Origin of the sequence: Pseudomonas sp. RIT-PI-S (genome assembly GCF_025642975.1) — a bacterium.
Lineage (GTDB): Bacteria > Pseudomonadota > Gammaproteobacteria > Pseudomonadales > Pseudomonadaceae > Aquipseudomonas.
The window spans coordinates 146,776-169,230 of the sequence record NZ_JANZKJ010000008.1 but is presented as its reverse complement, the minus strand read 5'-3'; the positions used below and the strand labels follow the sequence as shown (position 1 = coordinate 169,230).

Below are 22,455 nucleotides of genomic sequence, written 5' to 3'. Positions count from 1 at the left end.
TCGTCGGCTGGCGCCAGCCTGCGAACTCAAACGCCGCAGCCCGTTCCCGGGCTTTCGCCCGCGGCCAACAGCCTGGGCAAACCCTCCCAACGCACTAAACCACTAACGCCTTGCGAATGGTTCTTGTTAACCTTCGCCGCCTTCTCTCAACCCAGGAGTTTTCAGATGGGAACCGCCAACGCTCGCCTGGCACCAACCGGCCGCCAGCTCTGCACCCTTGTTTCCATGCTCGGCCTGATGGCCTTCGGCCCACTGGCCGCCCAGGCCAACGCTGTGTTCGACGCGCCGGATGCGACCTACAAGGGCGAGATCAACGCCCAGGGCCCGCGCGGCGCAGCCATCACCGCAGGCACCGAGGTCCAGTTGCAGGGGCATGACTTCAAGCCCGGCCAACAGATCACCCTCATGCGCGGCAACACCGTGCTCAACCCCAATGCACCTTATGTGGCAGACGACAAAGGGACCTTCAAGGCCAACCTGAAGGTGCCGGAAGACGCCGCGGTAGGCCTGCAGCCGATTCTGGTGGCGGTGAGCAACCCCTCGGCGGCGGCGGTGTTCCCGCTCAAGGTGTCGCCGGTGGTGCCGCTGGCTGGCACCGAGGCTTACAAACAAGTCAGCGCCAAGCTGGCACCGGGGCTGTACCAGTCTGCGGTCAGCGCCAAGAACGGGGCGGTGTTCGTCACCTCGGCCGTGGGCCGCCCACCGGTGAAGGCCTCCCAGTTGCTCAAGCTCAACCCCGATACCTTGGCCATCGAAGCCAAGGTCACCCCTGCCGTGGTACCTGGCAGCGATGACGGCAGCGTGTTCGCCGTCTACGGCGTGGGCGTGGACGACCAGAACGGCAACGTCTGGGTGACCAACACCCGCCAGAACAGCGTGGCCGTGTACCGCCAGAAAGACCTGAGCCTGGTCAAGCAATTCAAGCCTGGCACCGTGGCCCATGCCCGCGACGTGGTGATCGACCCTGCCCTGGGCCGCGCCTTCGCCTCCGCCAGCGGCAGCCCGGTGGTGGCCATGTTCAACACCAAGACCCTCGCCGAACCGGCCGCGATCACCATCAAGTCCGGCAACTGGGGGAGCCAGTTCTCGGTGGCCAGCCTGCACCTGGACGCACAAGCCCACAAACTGTATGCCGTGAGCCTGAGCAGTGAAGAAGCCGCGGTGATCGATGCCAAGACCGGCACCGTGGAGAAGGTCATCCCGGTAGAAGGCATCAAGATGGCCATGGGCGTGGCATTCGACGCCAAGACCAACCGGCTGTTCGTGGCCGCCCAAGGCAGCGATAACCTGGCCATCGTCGACCTCGCCAGCGGCAAGACGCTGCAACGCGTGAGCACGGGCGCCGGCCCGCTGAACGTCACCTTCGACCCGGTCAAGCGCCTGGCCTACGTAAGCAACCGGGCTTCCGGTACCGTCACGGTGGTCGACCCGGACGGCAAGATCGTCGCCAACCTCGCCGGCGGCACCTTCCCCAACCACGTGGTGGCCGACGGCAAGGGCAACGTGTTCGCGGTGAACAAGGCCATGGGCCCGGACGACGAACAGGGTGATCGCATTACCCGGTTCACGCCGGTGAACTAAGCGCCGCGGGGTCGCGGGCTTCGCTCGGGCTTTATAGGCGCTGGCGAAGCCTGCGAAAAACGCCCCGCAGCTTAAACGAGGGCGCCAATCACCCCTGGCTGCCCCGCCCCGCAGGTGCTGCCTGGCCCGCTGCGGGCAAGGCTCGCGCCCCCCTTGAGCCTCAGCGTCCCCGGCTCAACCCGCCCAAGCGTGCGGAAATCGCCTGCATGCCTTGCCCCAGCTCACGCAGGGTGCTGGCGTCGCGGGCGCCCTCCTCGCTGGCCATGTGGATACGCACCGCCAGTTCGTTGATTTCTTGAGTCACATGGCTTTGCTGCTGCGCGGCCACGGCGATCTGCTGGGCGCGCTGCACGATGTCGTCGAAGCTGCCCACGGTGGTCCCCAAGGTGCCGGACACGCCGCTGGCCTGATGCACGGCTTCGCGGGTGCGCTCGGCGCCGGTCTGCATGGTGCTCACCGCCACGTTCGACGCCTGGCGCAGCTGGGTGATCATCTCCTGGATTTCATTGGCCGAGGTTTGCGTGCGCCCTGCCAGGGTGCGCACTTCATCGGCCACCACCGCAAAGCCGCGCCCTTGTTCGCCGGCACGGGCCGCCTCGATGGCCGCGTTGAGCGCCAGCAGGTTGGTTTGCTCGGAAATGGACTTGATCACATCCAGCACACTGCCCACGCGTTCGATGTCGTTGCCCAACCGGGTGATCGCACCCGCCGCGCCGTTGATATCCCCGGCCAGCGCCTCGATCGACTGGCTGTTGCGCAGCACTTGCTCCTGCCCGCCCTGGGCGTCGAGCAGTGAGCGCCGGGCGGTCTCGGAGCAATCGCTGGTGTTGACGGCGACCTCGTTGGCGCTGGCGGACATTTCGGTGATGGCCGCGGCCAGCAAGGTGTTGTCCTCGCGCTGCGCCTCGGCCCGTTCGGCCAGCCCGTGGGACAGCTGCGCCAGGGCATTGGCCTGGGTTTCCAGCGAGTGCGACTCATCGGCGATGCGCTTGAGCATGTCGCGCAGGGAGCCGGCATAGTGGTTCACCGCCATCCGCAGGGCGCCAATTTCGTCGGCGCGGCTGATCTCAAGCTCAGTGCCGCCCTGGCCGCCTTCACCCAAGCGCTCGATCTGTGCGGTGGTTTCTTCCAGCTGGGCCAACAGGCGCTTGCCGGCGAGCCAGGCCAGGCCCAGCAGCACGGCCAGCAGCGGCAGCAGGAACAGCATCATCTGCTGGGTCAATTCACTGGCCAGGCCGACCACCCGCGCTTGCGGGGTAACCAGGCCGATGCGCCAGCCGGTGCCTTCCATGGTTTCCAGGGTCACATAGGCGGGGCCATCAAGTTGGCCGTCCTGTTCCAGGTACAGCGTGGTCGGGTTACTGCCTGCACTGGCAAGGCTGGCCGCCACGGGCTTGAGCCATGGCAGGGTGTTGGCCAGGCTTTCCACGGTCGGCAGGCCCTTGTCGCTCTTGCTGCCCGGGAAGAACAGCACGTTGCCGGCACGGTCCACGGCGAAGGCATAGCCGCCAGTCACACCGCCCTTGGCGCCGAGGAACTCAGCCAGGCCGTCGAGCTTCAGGTCCAGGGTGGCGACGCCGGCGAATGCGCCATGAGCTTGATACGCCACGCTGCAGGTGGTCATGGCCACGCCGCTGACCGGGTCCTGGTAAGCGTCCGACCAGGCGCAACGCCCCGCCGGGGCTGCCTTGGCGCCGGTGTACCACGCCTCTGCCTGATAGGGCGAAGCCTGCGCGGCGTTGTATTCGTCGGAATAGTCCAGCCCATTGCTGGCGTTGCGCGCCCAGAAAAAGCTGCGCCGTTGCACCTCGGGGGTGAAGGCGCCGGGCTCGGGCCACAGGCCGCCCCCGGCGATGGCACGGTCGCCCTGGCTGTCGATCACGCCCGGCAGGTTGGCTTTAACCAGCGCCTCGTCATGGGGCAGGCTTTGCGCCAGGTGGGCCAGCGCCGCCGTAGTGCCTTCGATGCGGTTGAGCTGCAAGGCCAGCTGGCGCGTGATCGCACTGGCCGACTGCTCCGCCGCCGCGGTGCCAGCGGCGATCAGCCGCGGCTTGCCGCCGAAGGCCATGACCGCGTAGATCGCGACGGCAGTCAGCACCAGCAGGGCAAGAATGCCGAGTGTCATGCGCCCGGCAATACGGTTGGGTAAGAGGGACATACGAGGCTTCCGGAAAGAAAAAGGGTCTGCTCGGGTTTACGGCGGCGGCCGGCGTTTGTTGAGCATAGCAACCCCCCTGGCGGGGTCGCGGCGACGAGCGGAGCCGTGCGGTCGCCGGAGCCAGGCGTCACGCGGTTGAATTTCGCGGTCGACACCCGCCTGCTTTGAATCGCGCTGCATTCCTCGCATTGATGCGAGCGGCATCTACCCCAGTGCCATCTATCCTACTGAGCTCCGATAACGGTGTACTTGTTCCGCAGTGCGGAATACAGTACCGAAAAACAAAAGGAGCATGGCATGGCGACGGTGCGATTCGAGCAGTCAGGCAACCTCGGCCTGATCACCCTGGACAACCCTCCGGTCAACGCGCTGAACCACGCGCTGCGGGCGGGCCTGGCCGACGCCTTGCGGCAGGCCGAGCAAACCCCAGAGGTGCAAGCGGTGCTGTTGCTCGGCGAGGGCCGTGGGTTCAGTGCGGGGGCAGATATCAAGGAGTTCGGCCAGCCGCCACGGGAACCGGGCTTGCCGGAGGTGGTGAATGCCATCGAAGCCTCCACCAAGCCGGTGGTCGCCGTGTTGCACGGCAACGCGCTGGGCGGCGGGCTGGAGGTTGCGCTTGGCGCCCATTACCGCATCGCCACGGCGGACACCCAGCTGGGCGTGCCGGAGGTAAAGCTGGGCCTGCTGCCCGGAGCCGGTGGCACTCAGCGTTTGCCCCGGGTGGTCGGCGCCAGCACAGCGCTGCAGATGATCGTCAGCGGTACGCCGGTGAACGGTGAAGCGGCGCTGGCCGCTGGCCTGATCGACGCGCTGTACCAGGGTGACCGGGTGCAGGCGGGGATCGCCTTTGCCCAGCGCTTGCTGGCCGAAGGTCAGGGTGTGCGGCGCAGCGGCGAACGCACGGTGGCCCTGGAGAGCGAGGACGCTGGCGCATTCTTCGCCACGCAACGCGCCGAGGTCGAACGCAAACACCCTGGGCTGTTCTCGCCCTTGCGTTGCGTCGCCGCCGTGGAGGCCGCCGTGCAGTTGCCCCTTGCCGAAGGCTTGAAACGCGAGCGCGAGCTGTTTATCGAATGCCTGCACTCGCCGCAGCGCGCCGCGCTGGTTCATGCCTTTTTCGCCGAACGCGAGGCCAGCAAGGTGCCGGGGCTGGAGGGGGATGTTCGGCCGAGGCCGGTCGATACCGCCGCAGTGATCGGCGGCGGCACCATGGGCGTGGGCATCGCCATGAGCTTCGCCAATGCCGGCCTGCCGGTGAAGTTGCTGGAGGTGGACCAGGCGGCCCTCGCCCGGGCTCTGCAACGCGCCCGGGACACCTACGGCGCCAGCGTCAAGCGCGGCAGCCTCAGCGCCGCAGACATGGAACAGCGCCTGGCGCTGATCGAGGGCGTGACCGATTACAACGCCCTGGCCCAGGTCGACGTGGTCGTCGAAGCGGTGTTCGAGGACATGGCCGTCAAGCGCCAGGTGTTCAGCACCCTGGACGCTATCTGCAAGCCTGGCGCCCTGCTCGCCTCCAATACCTCGTCCCTGGACCTGAACGAAATCGCCGCCAGCACCCGGCGCCCCGAGGACGTGATCGGCCTGCACTTCTTCAGCCCGGCCAACGTGATGCGCCTGCTGGAAGTGGTGCGTGGAGAGAAGACCTCCGCCACCACGCTGGCGACCGGCATGGCCCTGGGCAAACGCCTTAAAAAGGTGTGTGCGGTGGTGGGCGTGTGCGATGGCTTCGTTGGCAACCGCATGCTGTTCCAGTACGGCCGCGAGTCGGAGTTCCTGCTCGAAGAAGGCGCTACGCCAGAGCAGGTGGATGCTGCCTTGCGTAAGTTCGGCATGGCCATGGGCCCCTTTGCCATGCGCGATTTGTCTGGCCTGGACATCGGCATGGCCATCCGCAACCGCCAGCGCGAACAGCTGCCCGCGCAGTACACGTTGCCCTGCCTGCTGGACCTGCTGTTCGAAAAAAACATGCTCGGGCAGAAGACCGGCAGCGGCTTCTATCGCTACGAAAACGGCTCGCGCACCCCGCTGCCGAACCCTGAACTCCCGGCCCTGCTCGACGCGGCCTCACGTCAGCAGGGCATCGAGCGGCGCGCCCTGAGCGACGACTACATCCTCGACCGTACTCTGCTGGCACTGGTGAACGAGGGGGCGAAAATCCTCGCCGAAGGCATCGCCCTGCGCGCCAGTGATATCGACCTGATCTACCTCAACGGCTATGGCTTCCCGGCGTTCCGCGGCGGGCCGATGTTCTATGCCGACCAACTGGGGCTGGCCACGGTGCTGGAGCGGATCGAGCGCTTCAACCGCGAACTCGGCGCCTGGTGGGAACCGGCGCCGCTGCTGCAACAACTGGCGCGCGAAGGCGGCAGCTTCGGTGCCTGGGAGGCCCGGCCATGAGCGAGGTAGTGATCGTTTCAACCGCGCGTACGGCCATCGGCAAGGCCTTTCGTGGCGCCTTCAACCAAACCCACGGTGCGGTGCTCGCGGGCCACGTAGTGCGCCATGCGGTCGCTCGCGCCGGCATAGACCCTGAGTGGATCGAAGACTGTGTGCTCGGCTGCGGCCTGCCAGAAGGCGCCACGGGCAAGAACGTGGCGCGGCTGGCGGCGGTGCAGGCGGGGTTGCCGCTCAGCGTGGCCGGGGCGACCGTCAACCGCTTCTGCGGCTCGGGGTTGCAGGCCATCGCCCAAGCGGCGCACTACATCCAGGCCGAAGGCGTGCCAGCGATGATCGCCGGTGGCGTGGAGTCCATCAGCCTGGTGCAGCCTCACCTGAACCAAGCAGGGATACAGGAAGCCGGCTTGTACCAAGCCAAGCCTGAGCTGTGGCTGCCGATGATCGACACCGCCGACATCGTTGCCCAGCGCTATGGCATCAGCCGCCAGACGCAGGACAACTACGCGCTGCTAAGCCAGCAGCGCACGGCCGAGGCCCAACAGGCCGGGCGCTTCGATGCCGAGATCGTGCCGCTGGCTACCGTCATGCAGGTTACCGACAAGGCCAGTGGCGAAAGCCGAACCCAGGAGGTCACCCTTAGCCGCGACGAATGCAGCCGAGCCTCGACCACCTACGATGCCCTCGCCGCCCTGGCCCCCGTGCGCGGTGCCGACCAGTTCGTCACTGCGGGCAACGCCAGCCAGCTGTCCGATGGCGCCAGCGCCTGCGTGCTGATGAGCAGCCGCGCCGCCGCCGAGCAGGGCCTGGCGGCGCTGGGCATCGTTCGCGGCTTCGCCGTGGCCGGGTGCGAACCCGATGAAATGGGCATCGGCCCGGTATACGCCGTGCCCAAGCTGCTCAAGCGCCATGGCCTGACCGTCAACGACATCGACCTCTGGGAACTCAACGAGGCGTTCGCCTCGCAAGTGCTGTACTGCCGGGACCGTCTGGGCATCGATCCAGAGAAACTCAACGTCAACGGCGGCGCTATCGCGATCGGCCACCCCTACGGCATGACCGGCGCGCGCCTGGTGGGCCACGCCTTGCTCGAAGGGCGCCGCCGCGGTGCGCGCTACGCCGTTGTGACCATGTGCATCGCCGGTGGCATGGGCGCCGCCGGCCTGTTCGAAATCGTGTGAAACCCGAGGCTTAGCATGGACATTCACTACACCGAACGACAAAACCAGTTTCGCGACCAGGTGCGCGCCTTTCTGGCCAGCGAGTTGCCTGCCGACATCGCCGCCAAGGGGCAGTTGGGCAAGCGCCTGAGCAAAGCCGACATGGAGCGGTGGCACCGCATTCTTGCCAGCCAGGGCTGGCTGGCCAGCAGCTGGCCCGTCGAGTTGGGCGGCACCGGCTGGGATGCGATCGAGAAGCATATTTTCGACGAAGAATGCGCAGCCGCCGGCGCCCCGCGGGTGGTGCCGTTCGGGGTGAACATGGTGGCGCCGGTGATCATCAAGTTCGGCACGCCGCAGCAGCAGGCGTATTACCTGCCGCGGATCCTCTCCGGCGAAGACTGGTGGTGCCAGGGCTATTCCGAGCCGGGCGCGGGCTCGGACCTGGCCAGCCTGAAAACCCGCGCGGTGCGCGAAGGCGATCATTACATCGTCAACGGGCAAAAGACCTGGACCACCCTGGGCCAGTACGCCAACAAGATCTTCTGCCTGGTGCGCACCGATGCCCAGGCCCAGCAGCAACGCGGCATCTCCTTCCTGTTGATCGACATGACCACGCCGGGGATCAGCGTGCGCCCGATCATCACCCTGGACGGCGAGCACGAAGTGAACGAGGTGTTTTTCGACAACGTCAAGGTGCCCGTGGAGAACCTGGTGGGCGAGGAGAACCAGGGCTGGACCTGCGCCAAGTATTTGCTCACCCACGAGCGCACCGGCCTTGCCGGTATCGGTGCATCCAAGGCCGCGCTGCGCCAGCTGAAGGCCATTGCCGGGCAGGAGCAATGTGGCGGTAAGCCGCTGCTCGATGATCCGCTGTTCCGGGCGCAGGTCGCCGACCTCGAGATGCAATTGCGCGCCATCGAGATCAGCACGCTGCGCATCTGCGCGGCGGCCAGCGGCGGTGGCGTGCCCGGCACCGAGAGCTCGATCCTCAAGGTCAAGGGCACCGAGATCCGCCAGGCGATCACCCACCTGCTGCGCAAGGCCATCGGCCCTTACGCGTTGCCTTTGCTGGACGAAGAAATGGAACTGGGCCATAGCGGCGAGCCGTTGCACGCCGATTACGCCGCGCCGCTGGCCGGGGACTACTTCAACATGCGCAAGCTGTCGATTTTCGGCGGCTCCAATGAAATCCAGAAAAACATCGTCTCCAAGATGATTCTCGAACTGTAAGGGGCGCCCCATGGACTTCAACCTAAGCCAAGAGCAGCAAATGCTTCAGGACACCGCGGCGCGCCTGGTCCGCGATCTGTACAGCTTCGAGGCGCGCGCCGGGCATGCCGCCAGCCCCCTGGGCTATTCCCGCGACTTCTGGGCGCAGCTGGGGGCCCTGGGCCTCACCGCGGTGCCCTTCGCCGAAGAGCTGGGCGGCATGGATGGCAGCAGCGTGGACCTGATGCTGGTGATGACCGAGCTAGGCCGCGGCCTGTGCCTGGAGCCCTATCTGCATTCGGTGGTCTACGCCGGCGGGCTGCTCGCGCAGCTGGGCAGCGAAGCGCAAAAGGACCGGTGGCTGGCCCCACTGGCCGCCGCCGAGGCGCAGCTGGCGGTGGCCTTCGAAGAGCCGCACAGCCATTACCTGCTCAACCATGTGAGCACCCGCGCCGAGGCGTTGGCCGAGGGCTACCGGCTCAATGGCCGCAAGGCGGTAGTGATTGGCGGGCACAGCGCCGACGCCATTATCGTCAGCGCCCGCACCGCCGGTGGCGTGGATGACGAAGCCGGAATCAGCCTGTTTTTGCTGGACCCCAATGCGCCCGGCGTGCACCGCCGCGACTATCCCACCATCGACGGGCCAAAAGCCTGCGAGCTGACGCTGGAGAACGTACAGGTCACGCCCGACCAACTACTAGGGCCGTTGGGCCAAGGCTTCAGCGCCCTGCGCTATCAGCAAGGCCGCGCCATTGCCGCGCAGTGCGCCGAAGCACTGGGCAACATGCAGGAGGCCTGCAACCTGACCCTGGATTACCTCAAGACACGCAAACAGTTCGGCATTCCCATCGGCAAGTTCCAGGTGTTGCAACACCGCATGGTGGACATGCACACCGAGCTGCAACAGGCCACCTCCATGGCGATCCTGGCGGCGTGCACCGCCGACCAGCCCGATAGCGCCGAACGCTCGCGGGTACTGGCCAACGCCAAGTTCATTTGCAGCCGTGCCGGGCGCTTCATTGCCGAACAGGCCATCCAGCTGCACGGTGGCATTGGCATGACCTGGGAATACGTGCTGGCCCACCACGCCAAGCGGCTGGTGATGCTCAGCCACCAGTTCGGTGACGACGACCATCACCTCAAGGCTTATGCGGCACTGATGGAGATGGCGTGAAGGCTGGCGAGTGCCTGCGAACGGCGGCCCAAGTTGATGGGAGCCCCCGGATGGCAACGCCAGGCCCCTTCAAACCAGCGCCGTAGCAGCCGGGCTTGCCCGCGATCAACGCAGTTCCATATAACGCCTGTTGCCGGCAAGCCGCGTTGCTGCGCGTCAGCGCTTGCGGGCAACAGGGAATCTCCTACGGCGCCGAGCCCGTAGCAGCCGGGCTTGCCCGCGATCAACGCAGTTCCATATAACGCCTGTTGCCGGCAAGCCGCGTTGCTGCGCGTTAGCGCTTGCGGGCATCCAGGGAATCTCCTACGGCGAACGGGCTTTACGCCCCCAGGCTCTCCACGTCCCGGGCCAGGGTTTGCAGCTCGTGCGCCAGTTCACCCTTGAGCCGCTCCTCGCTCAGTTGATAGGACGGCGCACCGCAGGTGAGCACCATGGTGCTGCCATCGGCCAGGCGCAGGGGTACGCCGGCGGCGATGACGTTGCGGTCCCAATCCCCCAGCGACAGGCAGAAACCGTGGGCCTGGTACTGAGCGAAAGACTCCCCCAGCGACGCTTCCAGCTCGGGCCACTCGGGCCCGTGCTTGGCCGCCAGCGCGGTGAGCAGGTGTGCGCGTTCGTGCGCCGGCGTCGCCGCCAGGAACGCCCTGCCCGCCGCCGTGGTGGCCAGGGGCAGGCGCACGCCGGCGTCCATGCGCAGGGTGGCAACCTCCACCGGCCGGCAGTTTTCCACGTAGATCATGCTCAGCCGGTCGCGGCAGGTCAGGCCCACGGTGGTATGGGTGCGGCGGGCGAAGTCGTCCATGTAAGGCTTGGCGAGCTGGCGCACGCGCAGGTTGGACACATACGCGTAACCCAGCGCGAGCACGCCGGAATCGAGCTGGTACTTTTCCAGCTGCGGCGCATAGCTCAGGTAACCCAGCTGGGTCAGGGTGTAGGTCATGCGCGACACCGTGGCCTTGGGCAGGCCGGTGAGCCTGGAGATCTCCTGGTTGCCCAGCACCACCGAGCCCTGTGTGAACGCCCGCAATACCTCCAGGCCACGGCCCAGCGCCTCGACGAATTTGCGGTCTTTTTCAGGGGCGGCGGGGTCTTCAGCACTCATGGGGTGTCCGGGCGTGGTTGGGCCTGCGCACGATAGCAAATAGGCCACTCGATTGCTGTAGCGGCGCCCCCGCCGTTTCAGAACTCCAGGCGTTTTTCCCGGGACGGCGAATGCCCGAAATACGCCGTGTAGCATTTGCTGAAATGGCTAGGTGATACGAAGCCGCAGGCCACCGCCACCTCCACCACTGGCAGCGTGGAATGCTGCAGCAAGCGGCGCCCCTCGGTCACCCGCAGTTCCAGGTAATAACGCAACGGCGTGGTACTCAGCTGATCCTTGAACAGGCGCTCGATCTGCCGCCGCGAAACGCCCACGTACTCGGCCAACTGCCCCAGCCCGAGCGGCTCCTCCAGGTTGGCTTCCATCAGCTCCACCACCTTGCGCAGTGGCGCGGCCATCTTCACTCGCAGCGTGGGGTTCACACGCCGGTAGCGGGACACTTCGAAGGCCAGGATATCGACGATGGCATCCACCAACCCTGCCCCGTGGGCCTGGCCGATCCAGGCCAGCACCATGTTGAACGCGCCATTAGGGCTGGCAGAGGTGAAGCGGTCGCGGTCCACCATGAAGCTCTCGCTGGTCACCTGGCTGTACTTCGCCGTTTCTGCCAGCGCGGGCCGGTGCTCCGGGTGGATCGCGCAGCGGTAGCCGTCGAGCAGCCCGGCGTGGCCGAGAAACCAGGCGCCGTTCCACAGGCCGCCCAGCGCCACGCCTTGCTCGGCGGCCCTGATCAACAGCTTGCGCAGCGCCAGGTTACCCCGCAGCGGGGTGCGCAAGCCGCCGCAAATGATCAGCAGCTTCAGTTGCTCGAGGGGATAGCTCGTCAGGGCGGCGTCCGGGCGGATCACAATACCCAGGTCACTGGTGACCTCTGCGCCCGTGAGGGTAAAGGTGTGCGTGGCGAACGATGCGGGCTGCAAGAGGTTGGCAGTCACCAGGGTGTCCAGCGCCTGGGTGAAGGCTGGCAGGGAACAGTGCTCGAGCAGCACAAACCCCACAGCGGCGGTGGGGGGCGTTGCGGCTTGCCCCGCGTGCAGGTAGCGCAGGTTCTTGCCCTTGATGCCACCGCTGAACGTCCGTCGTTGTATCACTGCTGCCCCAGGTTTCGACCATGCAAGCGCACAGAGTAGCGGGCGCACCAAGCGGGCGCACCCTTCGTGCACTTCTGGGCGCTTGCGCCCCACTTCAGGGCTGGCCCTGGCGGCTGTGGCGTGCCGCGTGCTGTTCGCCGCCCGTGAACAAAGGGCCGGCGCTTGAAAACCTAAAAGCTGACTCGCTGGCCAACTTATTGCTTTACCTCGCCCAGCCTTCTGCAAACGAGCCCGCCATGCCCACTGCCGACACCTGCCCGCGCCTGCAACTGCGCCATATCACCAAGCGCTACCCAGGCTGCCTGGCCAACGACGCCATCGACCTGAACATCGAGCCGGGCGAGATCCACGCGCTGCTGGGCGAGAACGGCGCAGGCAAGAGCACCCTGATGAAGATCATCTACGGGGTGACCCAACCCGACAGCGGCGAGATCCTCTGGCAGGGCCAGCCGGTGCGCATGCGCAGCCCGGCGCAAGCCCGTGGCCTGGGCATCGGCATGGTGTTCCAGCACTTTTCGCTGTTCGAAACCCTCACCGTGGCGCAGAACATCGCCCTGGCCATGGGCCCCGGGCAAACGCCGCGGCAGCTGGAGCCGCGCATCCGCGAGGTGTCCCGGCGCTACGGCATGAGCGTGGCGCCCGAGCGGCTGGTGCACAGCCTGTCGATCGGCGAGCGCCAGCGAGTGGAGATCATTCGCTGCCTGATGCAGGACATTCGCCTGTTGATCCTCGATGAGCCCACCTCGGTGCTTACCCCACAGGAGGCCGAGGACCTGTTCGTGACACTGCGGCGGCTGGCCAGCGAAGGCTGCAGCATTCTGTTCATCAGCCACAAGCTGGGCGAAGTGCGCGCGCTTTGCCATGGCGCCACTGTGTTGCGCGGCGGCCGGGTATCGGGCCACTGCGTGCCGGCCGAGTGCTCGGACCTGGCACTGGCGCGGCTGATGGTGGGCGAGGCCGAGGGGTTGAGCGCCAGCTACCCCAAGGTGGCCGGTGGCGATGATTTCCTCAAGGTAGAGCAACTGAGCTGGCATAACCCGGACCCGTTCGGCTGCTCGCTGAGCGATGTGAACCTGAGCGTGCGCAGTGGGGAAATCGTCGGCATCGCCGGGGTCGCCGGCAATGGCCAGGATGAACTGCTGGCCGTGCTCAGCGGCGAGCGCACGCTGAGCGCCGAGCACGCGACGAGCCTGCGCTTCGGCGAGCGCGCGGTCGGCCACCTGCGGCCCGATGCACGGCGGGCGTTGGGGCTGGGCTTCGTGCCCGCCGAGCGCCTGGGCCATGGCGCGGTGCCCGAGTTGAGCCTGGCCGATAACGCGTTGCTGACCGCTTTCGGCCAAGGGCTGGTACGCACGGGGCTGGTGCAGCGCGGCAGGGTCATGGCCCTGGCCGAGGAGATCATCCGCCGCTTCGCGGTGAAAACGCCGAGCGCGCTCACCCCCGCGCGCAGCCTCTCCGGCGGCAACCTGCAGAAATTCATCCTTGGCCGCGAGATCCTGCAAAAGCCGCGCTTGCTGGTGGCGGCGCACCCGACCTGGGGCGTGGACGTGGGCGCGGCCGCGACCATTCATCGTGCGCTGATCGCCCTGCGGGATGCGGGCGCGGCGATCCTGGTGATCTCCGAAGACCTCGACGAGCTTTTCCAGATCTGCGACCGCCTGGGCGCCCTGTGCGCGGGCCGCCTGAGCACCTTGAAAGCGACCGCCGACACCAGCCCGGTCGAGCTCGGCGGCTGGATGGCCGGGCGCTTCGACCCCTTGCTCGCCACCGCCCTGCCCCCTGCTTTTTCTACTACCCCTTCACCTGCCGTGCCTGGCCAACGGAGCCTTTGATGCTGCTTTCACTCGAACCGCGCGGCCAGCAATCGCGCGCCATGCTGTGGTTGTCGCCGGTGCTGGCGGCGGTGCTGACCCTGGGCTGTGGCTCGCTGCTGTTCATCGCCCTGGGGCAAGACCCGCTACTCACGCTGCACACCCTGTTGATCGCCCCGGTAAGCGACCTGTATGGCGTGAGTGAGCTGTTGGTCAAGGCCACCCCTATCGTGCTCTGTGCCTTGGGCTTGGCAGTCGCCTACCAGGCACGCATCTGGAACATCGGCGCAGAGGGCCAACTGCTGATCGGGGCGCTGGCCGGCAGTGCCGTGGCGGTGCACCTGCTGGATTGGCAAAGCCGCTGGGCATTGGTGTTGGTGCTGGCCGTGGGCACTTTCGGTGGCGCGGCCTGGGCCGGCCTCACCGCCTGGCTGCGCACACGCTTCAATGCCAACGAAATCCTCACCAGCATCATGCTCAACTATGTGGCGCTCAACCTGCTGCTGTATGGCGTGCACGGCCCGCTCAAGGACCCGGCAGGCTTCAACTTCCCCGAGTCTGCCATGTTCGCTGACTCCGCCCGCCTGCCCGTGCTGTTCGAAGATGGCCGCGCCCATGCCGGCGCCTGGTTCGCCCTGCTCGCGCTGGTGGCCGTGTGGGTGTTGCTGCAGCGCAGCTTCCTCGGGTTTCAGATCAAGGTGCTGGGCCTGGACCGCCGCGCCGCGGCCTCGGTGGGCTTCCGGGAAAAACGCCTGGTGTGGCTGGCGCTGCTGCTCAGCGGCGGCCTGGCGGGGCTGGCCGGGGTGTGCGAGGTCACCGGCCCGATCGGCCAGCTGGTGCCGCAGGTCAGCCCGGGTTACGGCTACGCCGCCATTACCGTGGCGTTCCTTGGCCGGCTGCACCCGGTGGGCATCGTCTTCGCCAGCGCCTTGATGGCCCTGCTCTACCTGGGCGGTGAAAGCGCGCAAATGACCCTCAACCTGCCCCAGGCCATCACCCAGCTGTTCCAGGGGATGATGCTGTTCTTCCTGCTGGCCAGTGACGTGCTGATCCTCTACCGCCCGCGCTTGAACCTGCGCTGGGCCCGCCGTGGTAGCGCGGCCGTTAGCGTGGGAGCGCTGTGATGGATATCGACCTGCTCGGCAATGTGTTCTTCGCCATGGTGCGCACCGGTACGCCGCTGCTGCTGGTGGCGCTGGGCGAACTGATCTGCGAGAAGAGCGGCGTACTCAACCTCGGCCAGGAGGGCATGATGCTGTTCGGCGCCGTGGTCGGCTTCATCGCCGCCTACAGCACCGGCAACCTGTGGCTAGGGGTGCTGCTGGCGATGGTCGCGGGGTTGCTGCTGTCCTCGTTGTTCGCCCTAGTGGCACTGGCTTTCAATGCCAACCAGGTGGCCACGGGGTTGGCGTTGACGATCTTCGGCGTGGGCCTGTCGACCTTCGTGGGGGCCAGTTGGGTCGGCAAGCCGTTGATCGGCTTCGAGCCCGTCGCCCTGCCCTGGCTGAGCAGCCTGCCTGTGATTGGCCGCATGCTGTTTGCCCAGGACGTGCTGGTTTACCTGTCGTTCGGGCTGTTCGCGCTGGTCGCCTGGGTGCTGCTCAAAAGCCGGCTGGGGCTGATCATCCAGGCGGTGGGCGAGAACCCGGACGCCGCCAGCGCCATGGGCCTGCCGGTGCTGCGGGTACGCACCCTGGCGGTGCTCTTCGGCGGTGCCATGGCCGGGTTGGCGGGCGCTTACCTGTCCCTGGCCTACACGCCGATGTGGGCGGAAAACATGAGCGCCGGGCGCGGCTGGATCGCCCTGGCGCTGGTGGTGTTCGCCAGCTGGCGGGTAGGCCGCCTGCTGCTGGGCGCCTACCTGTTCGGCCTGGCGAGCATCCTGCACCTGGTGGCGCAAGGGGTGGGCCTGGCGATCCCGTCCAACCTGCTGGCGATGCTGCCGTATGTGGCAACCATCGTGGTGCTGGTGCTACTGTCGCGCGACGGCTTGCGCACGCGGTTGTATGCGCCGGTGTCGTTGGGGCAGCCTTGGCAGCCCGGGCACTAGAACGCCGCATTACCTGGATCAGCAGACAGGGGAAAACTGAGCTGGTATTGCCCCGCAGCAGCCGGGCTTGCCGCCAACCGCATTGCCGCTGCCCGTTCCAACAGCGGGCCGCGGCGGGTCGCGAACAAGCTCGCTGCGACGGGCCCTGAACCCTTTCAGAGAGCCGGCCCTATGTCCGCACCCCGTACCTGGTTGAAGAACCCCCTCGCCGTATTTACTGCCAACGCCTTGGACGCCCGCGGCGGCCTGGTGATCAACGGCACCGTTATCGAACACGTGCTCGCCGCCGGCGAGCAACCGCCCGTGCCCTGCGAGCGGGTGTTCGATGCCCGGGAGCATGTAGTGCTACCGGGGCTGATCAACACCCATCACCACTTCTATCAAACCCTCACGCGCGCCTGGGCGCCGGTGGTCAATCAGCCGCTGTTCCCCTGGCTGAAAACCCTGTACCCGGTGTGGGCGCGGCTCACTCCCGGGCAACTGGCGCTGGCGAGCAAGGTCGCGCTGGCCGAGCTGCTGCTGTCCGGCTGCACCACGGCGGCCGACCACCACTACCTGTTCCCCGATGGCCTGGAACACGCCATCGACGTGCAGGTGGAGGCGGTGCGCGAGTTGGGCATGCGCGCCATGCTCACCCGTGGCTCCATGAGCCTGGGCCAGGCGGACGGCGGGCTGCCACCGCAGCAGACGGTGCAGCAGGGCGAGACGATCCTGGCCGACAGCCAGCGGCTGATCGAACGCTACCACCAACGGGGCGACGGCGCGCACGTGCAGATCGCCCTGGCGCCCTGCTCGCCGTTCTCGGTCACCCCAGAGATCATGCGGGCCAGCGCCGACATGGCCGAGCGGCTGGACGTGCGCCTGCACACTCACCTGGCCGAAACCCTCGACGAGGAAGCCTTCTGCCTGCAGCGCTTTGGCTTGCGCACGGTGGACTACTTGGACAGCGTGGGTTGGCTGGGGCCGCGCACCTGGCTGGCCCATGGCATTCACTTTAACCCGGAGGAAATCCAGCGGCTGGGTGCCGCCGGCGTGGGGATCTGCCATTGCCCCACCTCCAACATGCGCCTTGCGTCCGGCATCTGCCCTTCGCTGGAGCTGCTGGCCGCCGGCGCCGGCCTTGGCCTCGGCGTGGATGGCTCAGCGTCCAACGACGCCTCCAACCTCATCCTCGAAGCGCGCCAGGCGCTTTACCTGCAACGGCTGCGCTACGGCGCCGAGCGGATCACCCCGGCGCTTGTGCTGGGTTGGGCAACCCGTGGCTCGGCCGGGCTGCTGGGGCGAGAGGACATTGGCCAGTTGGCGCCGGGCAAACAGGCAGACCTTGCCCTGTTCAAGCTGGACGACCTGCGCTTCTCCGGCAGCCATGATCCGCTGGCCGCGCTGCTGCTGTGCGGCGCCGACCGCGCCGACCGGGTGATGATCGGCGGGCGCTGGCGGGTCGAGGATGGCCAGGTCGAAGGGTTGGATGTGGCCGGGTTGATCGCCGATCACCGCCAGGCCGCCCAAGCGCTGGTCAACGGCTGAGCCGCGCGCACCAATGGGTGGCAGCGCCCGCGCCTGCGCGCCGCTGTGGGAGCAGGCGCAGCCCGGAAATCACCGACCTGTCCCGTTGGTCAAGTTTTTGCATTGTCACGGCACTACAGAAAACAACATCACCCACCGGAGCTTGTGACTGTGCAAAAACGCCCTCTGAAGAAACTCATCGCGACCCTGGCGGCCGCCATCGGCCTGGCCGGCAGCCTGGCGGCGAGCGCCGCGCCACTGAAGGTTGGCTTCGTTTACGTCGGCCCGATTGGCGACCACGGCTGGACCTACCAGCACGAGCAAGGGCGCAAGGCGCTAGAAGCGCAGATGGGCGACAAGATCAAGACCAACTACGTGGAAAACGTGGCCGAGGGCGCCGACGCCGAGCGGGTGATCCGCGACATGGCCAAGGATAAATACGACCTGGTGTTCACCACGTCCTTCGGCTACATGAACCCCACGGTAAAGGTGGCCAAGCAGTTCCCCAAGGTGATCTTCGAGCATGCCACCGGCTACAAGCAGGACAAGAACCTGGGCACCTACCTCGCCCGTACCTATGAAGGGCGCTATGTGGGCGGGTTCCTCGCGGCCAAGATGACCAAGAGCAAGAAGGTGGGCTACGTGGCGTCGTTCCCGATCCCCGAAGTGATCCGCGACATCAACGCGATCCAACTGGCGCTGAACAAGTACAACCCCGGCACTGAGCTGAAAGTGGTGTGGGTCAACTCCTGGTTCGACCCCGGCAAAGAGGCGGACGCCGCCAATGCGCTGATCGACCAGGGCGCCGACGTGATCTTCCAGCACACCGACAGCCCCGCGCCGATCCAGACCGCCGAGCGGCGTGGCGTGTACGCCGTGGGCTATGCCTCGGACATGGCCCACTTCGGCCCCAAGGCCGTGCTTACCTCTATCGTCAACAACTGGGCTCCGCACTATATCCAGGCCACCCAGGCGGTGATCGACGGCACCTGGAAATCCCAGGACTTCTGGGGCGGGCTGGCGGATGGCACGGTCGAGCTGCCAATCAGCGACGTGGTGCCTGCCCCGGTGAAGGCCGAGGCTGAACAACTGATCGCCAACATCAAGAGCGGCGAATTCCAGCCCTTCACCGGCCCGATCAAGGACCAGGCTGGGGTCGAGAAGATCCCCGCCGGCACCAGCGCCAGCATCGCCGACCTGGCGTCGATGAATTACTACGTCGAAGGCCTCACCGCGCAAATGCCGAAGTGATAGCGGCCCAGGGGTGCGAGGCACCCCTTTGGCCAACCGAGGAGTTCCAAGCATGAACAGCCTTCCTGTCATCGACATTACACCCCTCTACCAGAGTGACGCGGACGCCGGCGCCGAAGTCTCCGTGGCCATCGACCGCGCTTGCCGGGAGTGGGGCTTCTTCTATATCAAGGGCCACCCGATCAGCCAGGCACGCATCGAGGCCATGACCGCGGCGGCGAAAGCGTTCTTCGCCCTGCCGCTGGACGAGAAACTGCGTATCGACATCACCCAGACCCGCCACCACCGAGGCTATGGCGCCATTGCCACCGAGCAACTGGACCCGGCCCTGCCCAGTGACCTGAAAGAAACCTTCGACATGGGCCTGCACCTGCCGGAGGACCATCCGGAGGTGGTGGCCGGCAAGCCGCTGCGCGGGCCTAACCGCCACCCGGACCTGCCCGGCTGGCAAGCGCTGCTGGAGCAGCATTATCGAGACATGCAGGCCCTGGCGCAGACGCTGCTGCGGGCGATGACGCCTGCCCTGGGCGTGGGGCCGGATTTTTTCGATCAGCGCTTTGAGCAGCCGGTGAGCGTGCTGCGAATGATCCATTACCCGCCGCGACACACCGCTACCTGCCCCGACCAGCAGGGCGCCGGCGCGCACACCGACTACGGCTGCGTCACGCTGCTGTACCAAGATTCCGCCGGCGGCCTGCAAGTGCGTAACGTGCAAGGGCAATGGATCGACGCCCCGCCCATCGAAGGGACCTTCGTGGTCAACCTGGGTGACATGATGGCGCGCTGGAGCAACGATCAATACCTGTCTACCCCGCATCGGGTGATCAGCCCGCTGGGCGTGGACCGTTACGCCATGCCGTTCTTCGCCGAACCACACCCAGACACCGTCATCGAATGCCTGCCCGGTTGCCAGAACGCCGACCGCCCGCCCCGCTACCCGGTCACCACCTGCGCGGCGTTCCTGCTGTCGCGCTTCGCCGAGACCTACGCCTACCGGCGCGAAGCCGAGTCAGCGTAGGGTTCGGCTGCGCCAGCATTCGGCTGTGGTGCCCTCATTAACGCTCCGACCGTTCCCGGGCCCTGCCCGGGCCCACAGCTCGTTGTGGGAACTGGCGCCAGCCCTCGAACCGCTACACCTTGCGCCCGGCCAACAAAGCGCCCGCCGCCAGAGCCAGCAATGCCCCGCAGCCCCGGTTGAACAACGCCTGCGCCCGGGGCGTTGCCAGCCAGCGGCGCAGGTGCAGCCCGAGGCAGGCATACAGCCCGATGGCCACCCACTCCAGCAATAGAAACGCCAGGCCCAGTTGCAGAAACTGCGCTGCGAAGGGCTGCCCGGTTGCTACGAACTGCGGCAGGAACGCGGTGAAGATCAATATGGCCTTTGGATTGCCCGCCGCCACCAGGCACTCCTGCCGCATCAACCGCCAGAGGTTGCCCGGCGAAGCTGCGGGCTCGCTCGCCAGCACAGGGGCGTGGCTTCGCCACAGTTGCAGCGCCAGGTACAGCAGATACGCAGCCCCGGCGATCTTCACCGCCATGAACAGTGTGGTCGAGGCCTGGAGCACGGCGGCAAGCCCCGCCGCCGCCAGGCCGATCATGATCGCGAACGCGAGCAGCCGCCCCAGCCCCGCCAGGCAAGCCCTAAAGAATCCATGATGGGTTGCGTTATGCACCGATAGCAGGTTGTTCGGCCCAGGGGCGAGGTTCAAGGCAAAGCAGGCGGGGATGAACAGCGCCCAGGTTGAGAGCTCCATGTGCTACGTCTCCGAATCAATTCGTTCCAACGCGCCGCCGTGTGCGCATTCGTCGCTTTGCAAGCGGCATCAAACATTACACAATCTCGCCCTTTTTTCACCGGCCGCCCTGCCTGCGCCAGGCGCAGCGCGGCCCCGTTTGAAGCCTCGCCAACGGAGTTGTCAATGAATGAGCAGGCCACAGGCGTCGACGCACGCCGCGAAATCGCCCAGGTGCCAGCGCGCTGGGGGAAGGACGAAACCACCTGGATGCTGGGCCTGTTCGGCACGGCCATAGGCGCGGGAACCCTGTTCCTGCCAATCAATGCCGGCATCGGTGGCTTCTGGCCGCTGCTGGTCCTGGCACTGTTGGCCTTCCCCATGACCTTCTATGCCCACCGCGGGCTGACCCGTTTCGTGCTGTCCGGGCGCGATGGCGCCGACATCACCGGCGTGGTCGAGCAGCATTTCGGCAAAACCGCCGGTACCCTGATCACCTTGCTCTATTTCTTCGCGATCTTCCCCATCCTGCTGATCTACAGCGTGGCCTTGACCAACACGGTCGGCAGCTTCCTGGAACATCAACTGCACCTCAATGCCCCGCCGCGTGCCGTGCTCGCGGCGCTGTTGATCGTTGGGCTGATGATCGTGGTGCGCTGCGGCGAGGCGGCCATCGTCAAGGTGATGAGCCTGCTGGTGTACCCCTTCATCGCCGCACTGGTGTTGCTGGGGCTGTTTTTGGTGCCGCACTGGACCGGCGGCATTCTCGCCACCGCCCGCGACGTACCACCGGCCGCCACGCTGGTGCGCACGCTTTGGCTGGCCATCCCGGTGATGGTGTTTTCGTTCAACCACTCGCCGATCATCTCGGCCTTCGCCGTGGACCGTAAGCGCGCTTATGGCGACGCCGCCGAACCGCGCTGCAGCCGCGTGTTGGCGCGGGCCCACGCGTTGATGGTGATCACGGTGCTGTTCTTCGTGTTCAGCTGCGTGCTGGTACTGTCGCCAGCGCAGTTGGCCGAGGCCAAGGCGCAGAACCTGTCGATCCTCTCCTACCTGGCCAACCACTTCAGCAACCCCACCATCGCCTTCGCCGCGCCGATCATTGCCGTGGTAGCGATCGCCAAATCCTTCTTGGGCCACTACATCGGCGCCAGCGAAGGGCTGCGCGGCCTGCTCGGCAACCACGGCCGGCGCGCCAACGGCAAAGGCCTGGACCGCCTCGTGGCAGTGGCCATGGCGCTGGTGTGCTGGGCAGTGGCCACGCTTAACCCGAGCATCTTGGGCATGATCGAAACCCTGGGCGGGCCGGTGATCGCCGCGATCCTGTTCCTGATGCCGATGTATGCGGTGCATCGCGTGCCTGCGCTGCGGCGCTATGCCGGGCAGGCCTCCAACGTATTCGTGGTGGCGGTGGGCGTGGTCGCTATTTCGGCGTTGGTGTATTCGCTGCTCTAAGCCTTCACTGCGGGCCCTACCGCCCGCCCATTGCCGTGACCGGGGGCTAGCGCGCAGCCCCCTCCAATGCTTGGAAGTACGCACGAAACATCGCCGTCATGGCCTCGGCATAGCGAGCGATCTCGTCCGCGGTGCGGGGGCTTTCCGAGAACCGCTTACCTACCGTGCCCAAGGTCGTGGCGAACAGGTCCGCGGCGATATCCCGGCTGCTGGCGTCGACCGAAGGCAACACTTCGCGCAGGAAGGCGTGCACGGTCGGGTCGGCGAAGGTCCGCGCCTGCTCAGCCTCGGGTGCGTCACGGTACAGCGGGGCGGCGTCGTCCAGCGCTATGCGCATGGCGGCCTCCTCACACTCCGAATGCAAGAAGGCATGCACCAGCTCACGCAGCCGTTCCAGGGGAGGCAAGCTTTCATTCTGCAGAATGCCCACCAGCAATTCGCCGGTCTGCTGCCACTCGTCGGTCTGCAACCGGAAAAGGATCGCCGCTTTGTTGGGAAAGTACTGATACAGCGACCCGATGCTCACACCGGCCTTTTCGGCGACCCGCGCGGTGGTAAAGCGGTGGGCGCCCTCCTGGGCCAAAACCTGAGCCGCCGCTTGCAGGATGGCGGCTACCAGCTCGGCCGAGCGGGCTTGTTGTGGCTGTTTCCGGGGGGAAATGGGCGGGTTGCTGCGTTCGGTCATGGGGCCACCAATGCGAATAGTAAACCTGAGGGAATGCTCGCATTCTAGGCCGGTGCGAAATGATTCGCACGCTGACAGGAGCTTCG

Annotated in this window: 17 protein-coding genes; 12 read left to right on the top strand and 5 right to left on the bottom strand. The window is 66.5% G+C overall.

Annotated features, from left to right (window positions below):
• Positions 1-165: 165 nt before the first annotated feature.
• Complete coding sequence (locus OGL93_RS13415) at positions 166-1,581, top strand: ATP-binding protein (protein ID WP_263263169.1); 1,416 nt, start codon at positions 166-168, stop codon at positions 1,579-1,581.
• Positions 1,582-1,741: 160 nt separating this feature from the next.
• Here OGL93_RS13415 and OGL93_RS13410 read toward each other — a convergent pair whose 3' ends face one another.
• Positions 1,742-3,739 carry a methyl-accepting chemotaxis protein gene (locus OGL93_RS13410; protein ID WP_263263168.1) on the bottom strand — a complete coding sequence of 666 codons (1,998 nt, stop codon included), beginning with the start codon at positions 3,737-3,739 and terminating at the stop codon, positions 1,742-1,744.
• A gap of 297 nt (positions 3,740-4,036) precedes the next feature.
• Here OGL93_RS13410 and OGL93_RS13405 point away from each other — a divergent pair, with 297 nt between their 5' ends.
• From OGL93_RS13405 to OGL93_RS13390, 4 genes are read left to right on the top strand one after another with little or no spacing between them, the layout of a single operon-like run.
• On the top strand, positions 4,037-6,139 hold the full coding sequence (locus OGL93_RS13405) for a 3-hydroxyacyl-CoA dehydrogenase NAD-binding domain-containing protein (protein WP_263263167.1): 2,103 nt from the start codon (positions 4,037-4,039) through the stop codon (positions 6,137-6,139).
• A complete protein-coding gene (locus tag OGL93_RS13400; protein ID WP_263263166.1) occupies positions 6,136-7,317 on the top strand; it encodes an acetyl-CoA C-acyltransferase in 1,182 nt (393 codons plus the stop codon). Before OGL93_RS13405 ends, OGL93_RS13400 begins: the two co-directional genes overlap by 4 nt.
• Before the next feature lie 15 nt (positions 7,318-7,332).
• Complete coding sequence (locus OGL93_RS13395) at positions 7,333-8,529, top strand: acyl-CoA dehydrogenase family protein (protein ID WP_263263165.1); 1,197 nt, start codon at positions 7,333-7,335, stop codon at positions 8,527-8,529.
• 10 nt (positions 8,530-8,539) lie between these two features.
• Positions 8,540-9,682, top strand: a complete 1,143-nt coding sequence (locus OGL93_RS13390) for an acyl-CoA dehydrogenase family protein (RefSeq protein WP_263263164.1) — start codon at positions 8,540-8,542, stop codon at positions 9,680-9,682.
• Positions 9,683-10,001: 319 nt separating this feature from the next.
• Here the strand turns inward: OGL93_RS13390 and OGL93_RS13385 are convergent, their stop codons facing one another.
• Positions 10,002-10,784, bottom strand: a complete 783-nt coding sequence (locus OGL93_RS13385) for an IclR family transcriptional regulator (protein WP_263263163.1) — start codon at positions 10,782-10,784, stop codon at positions 10,002-10,004.
• A 77-nt stretch (positions 10,785-10,861) separates the two neighbouring features.
• Positions 10,862-11,872: a GlxA family transcriptional regulator gene (locus OGL93_RS13380; RefSeq protein WP_263263261.1), complete on the bottom strand. Its 1,011-nt coding sequence runs from the start codon at positions 11,870-11,872 to the stop codon at positions 10,862-10,864.
• 239 nt (positions 11,873-12,111) lie between these two features.
• Here OGL93_RS13380 and OGL93_RS13375 point away from each other — a divergent pair, with 239 nt between their 5' ends.
• The 6 genes from OGL93_RS13375 (at position 12,112) to OGL93_RS13350 (ending at position 19,511) form a co-directional block, all read left to right on the top strand.
• Positions 12,112-13,707, top strand: a complete 1,596-nt coding sequence (locus tag OGL93_RS13375) for an ABC transporter ATP-binding protein (protein ID WP_263263162.1) — start codon at positions 12,112-12,114, stop codon at positions 13,705-13,707.
• The gene (locus tag OGL93_RS13370; RefSeq protein WP_263263161.1) at positions 13,707-14,810 is read left to right on the top strand and encodes an ABC transporter permease; all 1,104 of its coding nucleotides are present in this window, start codon (positions 13,707-13,709) and stop codon (positions 14,808-14,810) included. Before OGL93_RS13375 ends, OGL93_RS13370 begins: the two co-directional genes overlap by 1 nt.
• Positions 14,810-15,736 (top strand): ABC transporter permease, encoded by a 927-nt coding sequence (locus OGL93_RS13365; RefSeq protein WP_263263160.1) that lies wholly within the window; start codon positions 14,810-14,812, stop codon positions 15,734-15,736. The genes OGL93_RS13370 and OGL93_RS13365 overlap by 1 nt, the downstream gene beginning before the upstream one ends.
• A 171-nt stretch (positions 15,737-15,907) precedes the next feature.
• Positions 15,908-17,263, top strand: coding sequence for an 8-oxoguanine deaminase (locus OGL93_RS13360; protein WP_263263159.1), 1,356 nt, complete (start codon positions 15,908-15,910; stop codon positions 17,261-17,263).
• Positions 17,264-17,413: 150 nt separating this feature from the next.
• A complete protein-coding gene (locus tag OGL93_RS13355; RefSeq protein ID WP_263263158.1) occupies positions 17,414-18,493 on the top strand; it encodes a BMP family ABC transporter substrate-binding protein in 1,080 nt (359 codons plus the stop codon).
• 52 nt (positions 18,494-18,545) lie between these two features.
• A complete protein-coding gene (locus tag OGL93_RS13350) occupies positions 18,546-19,511 on the top strand; it encodes a 2-oxoglutarate and iron-dependent oxygenase domain-containing protein (protein WP_263263157.1) in 966 nt (321 codons plus the stop codon).
• 112 nt (positions 19,512-19,623) lie between these two features.
• On the opposite strand, the gene OGL93_RS13345 is transcribed toward OGL93_RS13350, so the two are convergent.
• Positions 19,624-20,247: a LysE family translocator gene (locus tag OGL93_RS13345; protein ID WP_263263156.1), complete on the bottom strand. Its 624-nt coding sequence runs from the start codon at positions 20,245-20,247 to the stop codon at positions 19,624-19,626.
• Positions 20,248-20,412: 165 nt separating this feature from the next.
• Here OGL93_RS13345 and OGL93_RS13340 point away from each other — a divergent pair, with 165 nt between their 5' ends.
• A complete protein-coding gene (locus OGL93_RS13340) occupies positions 20,413-21,684 on the top strand; it encodes an aromatic amino acid transport family protein (RefSeq protein WP_263263154.1) in 1,272 nt (423 codons plus the stop codon).
• 46 nt (positions 21,685-21,730) lie between these two features.
• Here the strand turns inward: OGL93_RS13340 and OGL93_RS13335 are convergent, their stop codons facing one another.
• Positions 21,731-22,369, bottom strand: a complete 639-nt coding sequence (locus tag OGL93_RS13335) for a TetR family transcriptional regulator (protein ID WP_263263153.1) — start codon at positions 22,367-22,369, stop codon at positions 21,731-21,733.
• Between the last annotated feature and the right edge of the window lie 86 nt (positions 22,370-22,455).

What these genes read in the sequence shown, in the direction of transcription:
- OGL93_RS13370 (WP_263263161.1), top strand. Translation starts at nt 13,707, where the DNA reads ATGCTGCTTTCACTCGAACCGCGCGGCCAGCAATCGCGCGCCATGCTG.
- OGL93_RS13400 (WP_263263166.1), top strand. Translation starts at nt 6,136, where the DNA reads ATGAGCGAGGTAGTGATCGTTTCAACCGCGCGTACGGCCATCGGCAAG.
- OGL93_RS13350 (WP_263263157.1), top strand. Translation starts at nt 18,546, where the DNA reads ATGAACAGCCTTCCTGTCATCGACATTACACCCCTCTACCAGAGTGAC.
- OGL93_RS13340 (WP_263263154.1), top strand. Translation starts at nt 20,413, where the DNA reads ATGAATGAGCAGGCCACAGGCGTCGACGCACGCCGCGAAATCGCCCAG.
- OGL93_RS13395 (WP_263263165.1), top strand. Translation starts at nt 7,333, where the DNA reads ATGGACATTCACTACACCGAACGACAAAACCAGTTTCGCGACCAGGTG.
- OGL93_RS13375 (WP_263263162.1), top strand. Translation starts at nt 12,112, where the DNA reads ATGCCCACTGCCGACACCTGCCCGCGCCTGCAACTGCGCCATATCACC.
- OGL93_RS13410 (WP_263263168.1), bottom strand. Translation starts at nt 3,739, where the DNA reads ATGTCCCTCTTACCCAACCGTATTGCCGGGCGCATGACACTCGGCATT.
- OGL93_RS13360 (WP_263263159.1), top strand. Translation starts at nt 15,908, where the DNA reads ATGTCCGCACCCCGTACCTGGTTGAAGAACCCCCTCGCCGTATTTACT.
- OGL93_RS13365 (WP_263263160.1), top strand. Translation starts at nt 14,810, where the DNA reads ATGGATATCGACCTGCTCGGCAATGTGTTCTTCGCCATGGTGCGCACC.
- OGL93_RS13415 (WP_263263169.1), top strand. Translation starts at nt 166, where the DNA reads ATGGGAACCGCCAACGCTCGCCTGGCACCAACCGGCCGCCAGCTCTGC.
- OGL93_RS13385 (WP_263263163.1), bottom strand. Translation starts at nt 10,784, where the DNA reads ATGAGTGCTGAAGACCCCGCCGCCCCTGAAAAAGACCGCAAATTCGTC.
- OGL93_RS13405 (WP_263263167.1), top strand. Translation starts at nt 4,037, where the DNA reads ATGGCGACGGTGCGATTCGAGCAGTCAGGCAACCTCGGCCTGATCACC.
- OGL93_RS13345 (WP_263263156.1), bottom strand. Translation starts at nt 20,247, where the DNA reads ATGGAGCTCTCAACCTGGGCGCTGTTCATCCCCGCCTGCTTTGCCTTG.
- OGL93_RS13390 (WP_263263164.1), top strand. Translation starts at nt 8,540, where the DNA reads ATGGACTTCAACCTAAGCCAAGAGCAGCAAATGCTTCAGGACACCGCG.
- OGL93_RS13335 (WP_263263153.1), bottom strand. Translation starts at nt 22,369, where the DNA reads ATGACCGAACGCAGCAACCCGCCCATTTCCCCCCGGAAACAGCCACAA.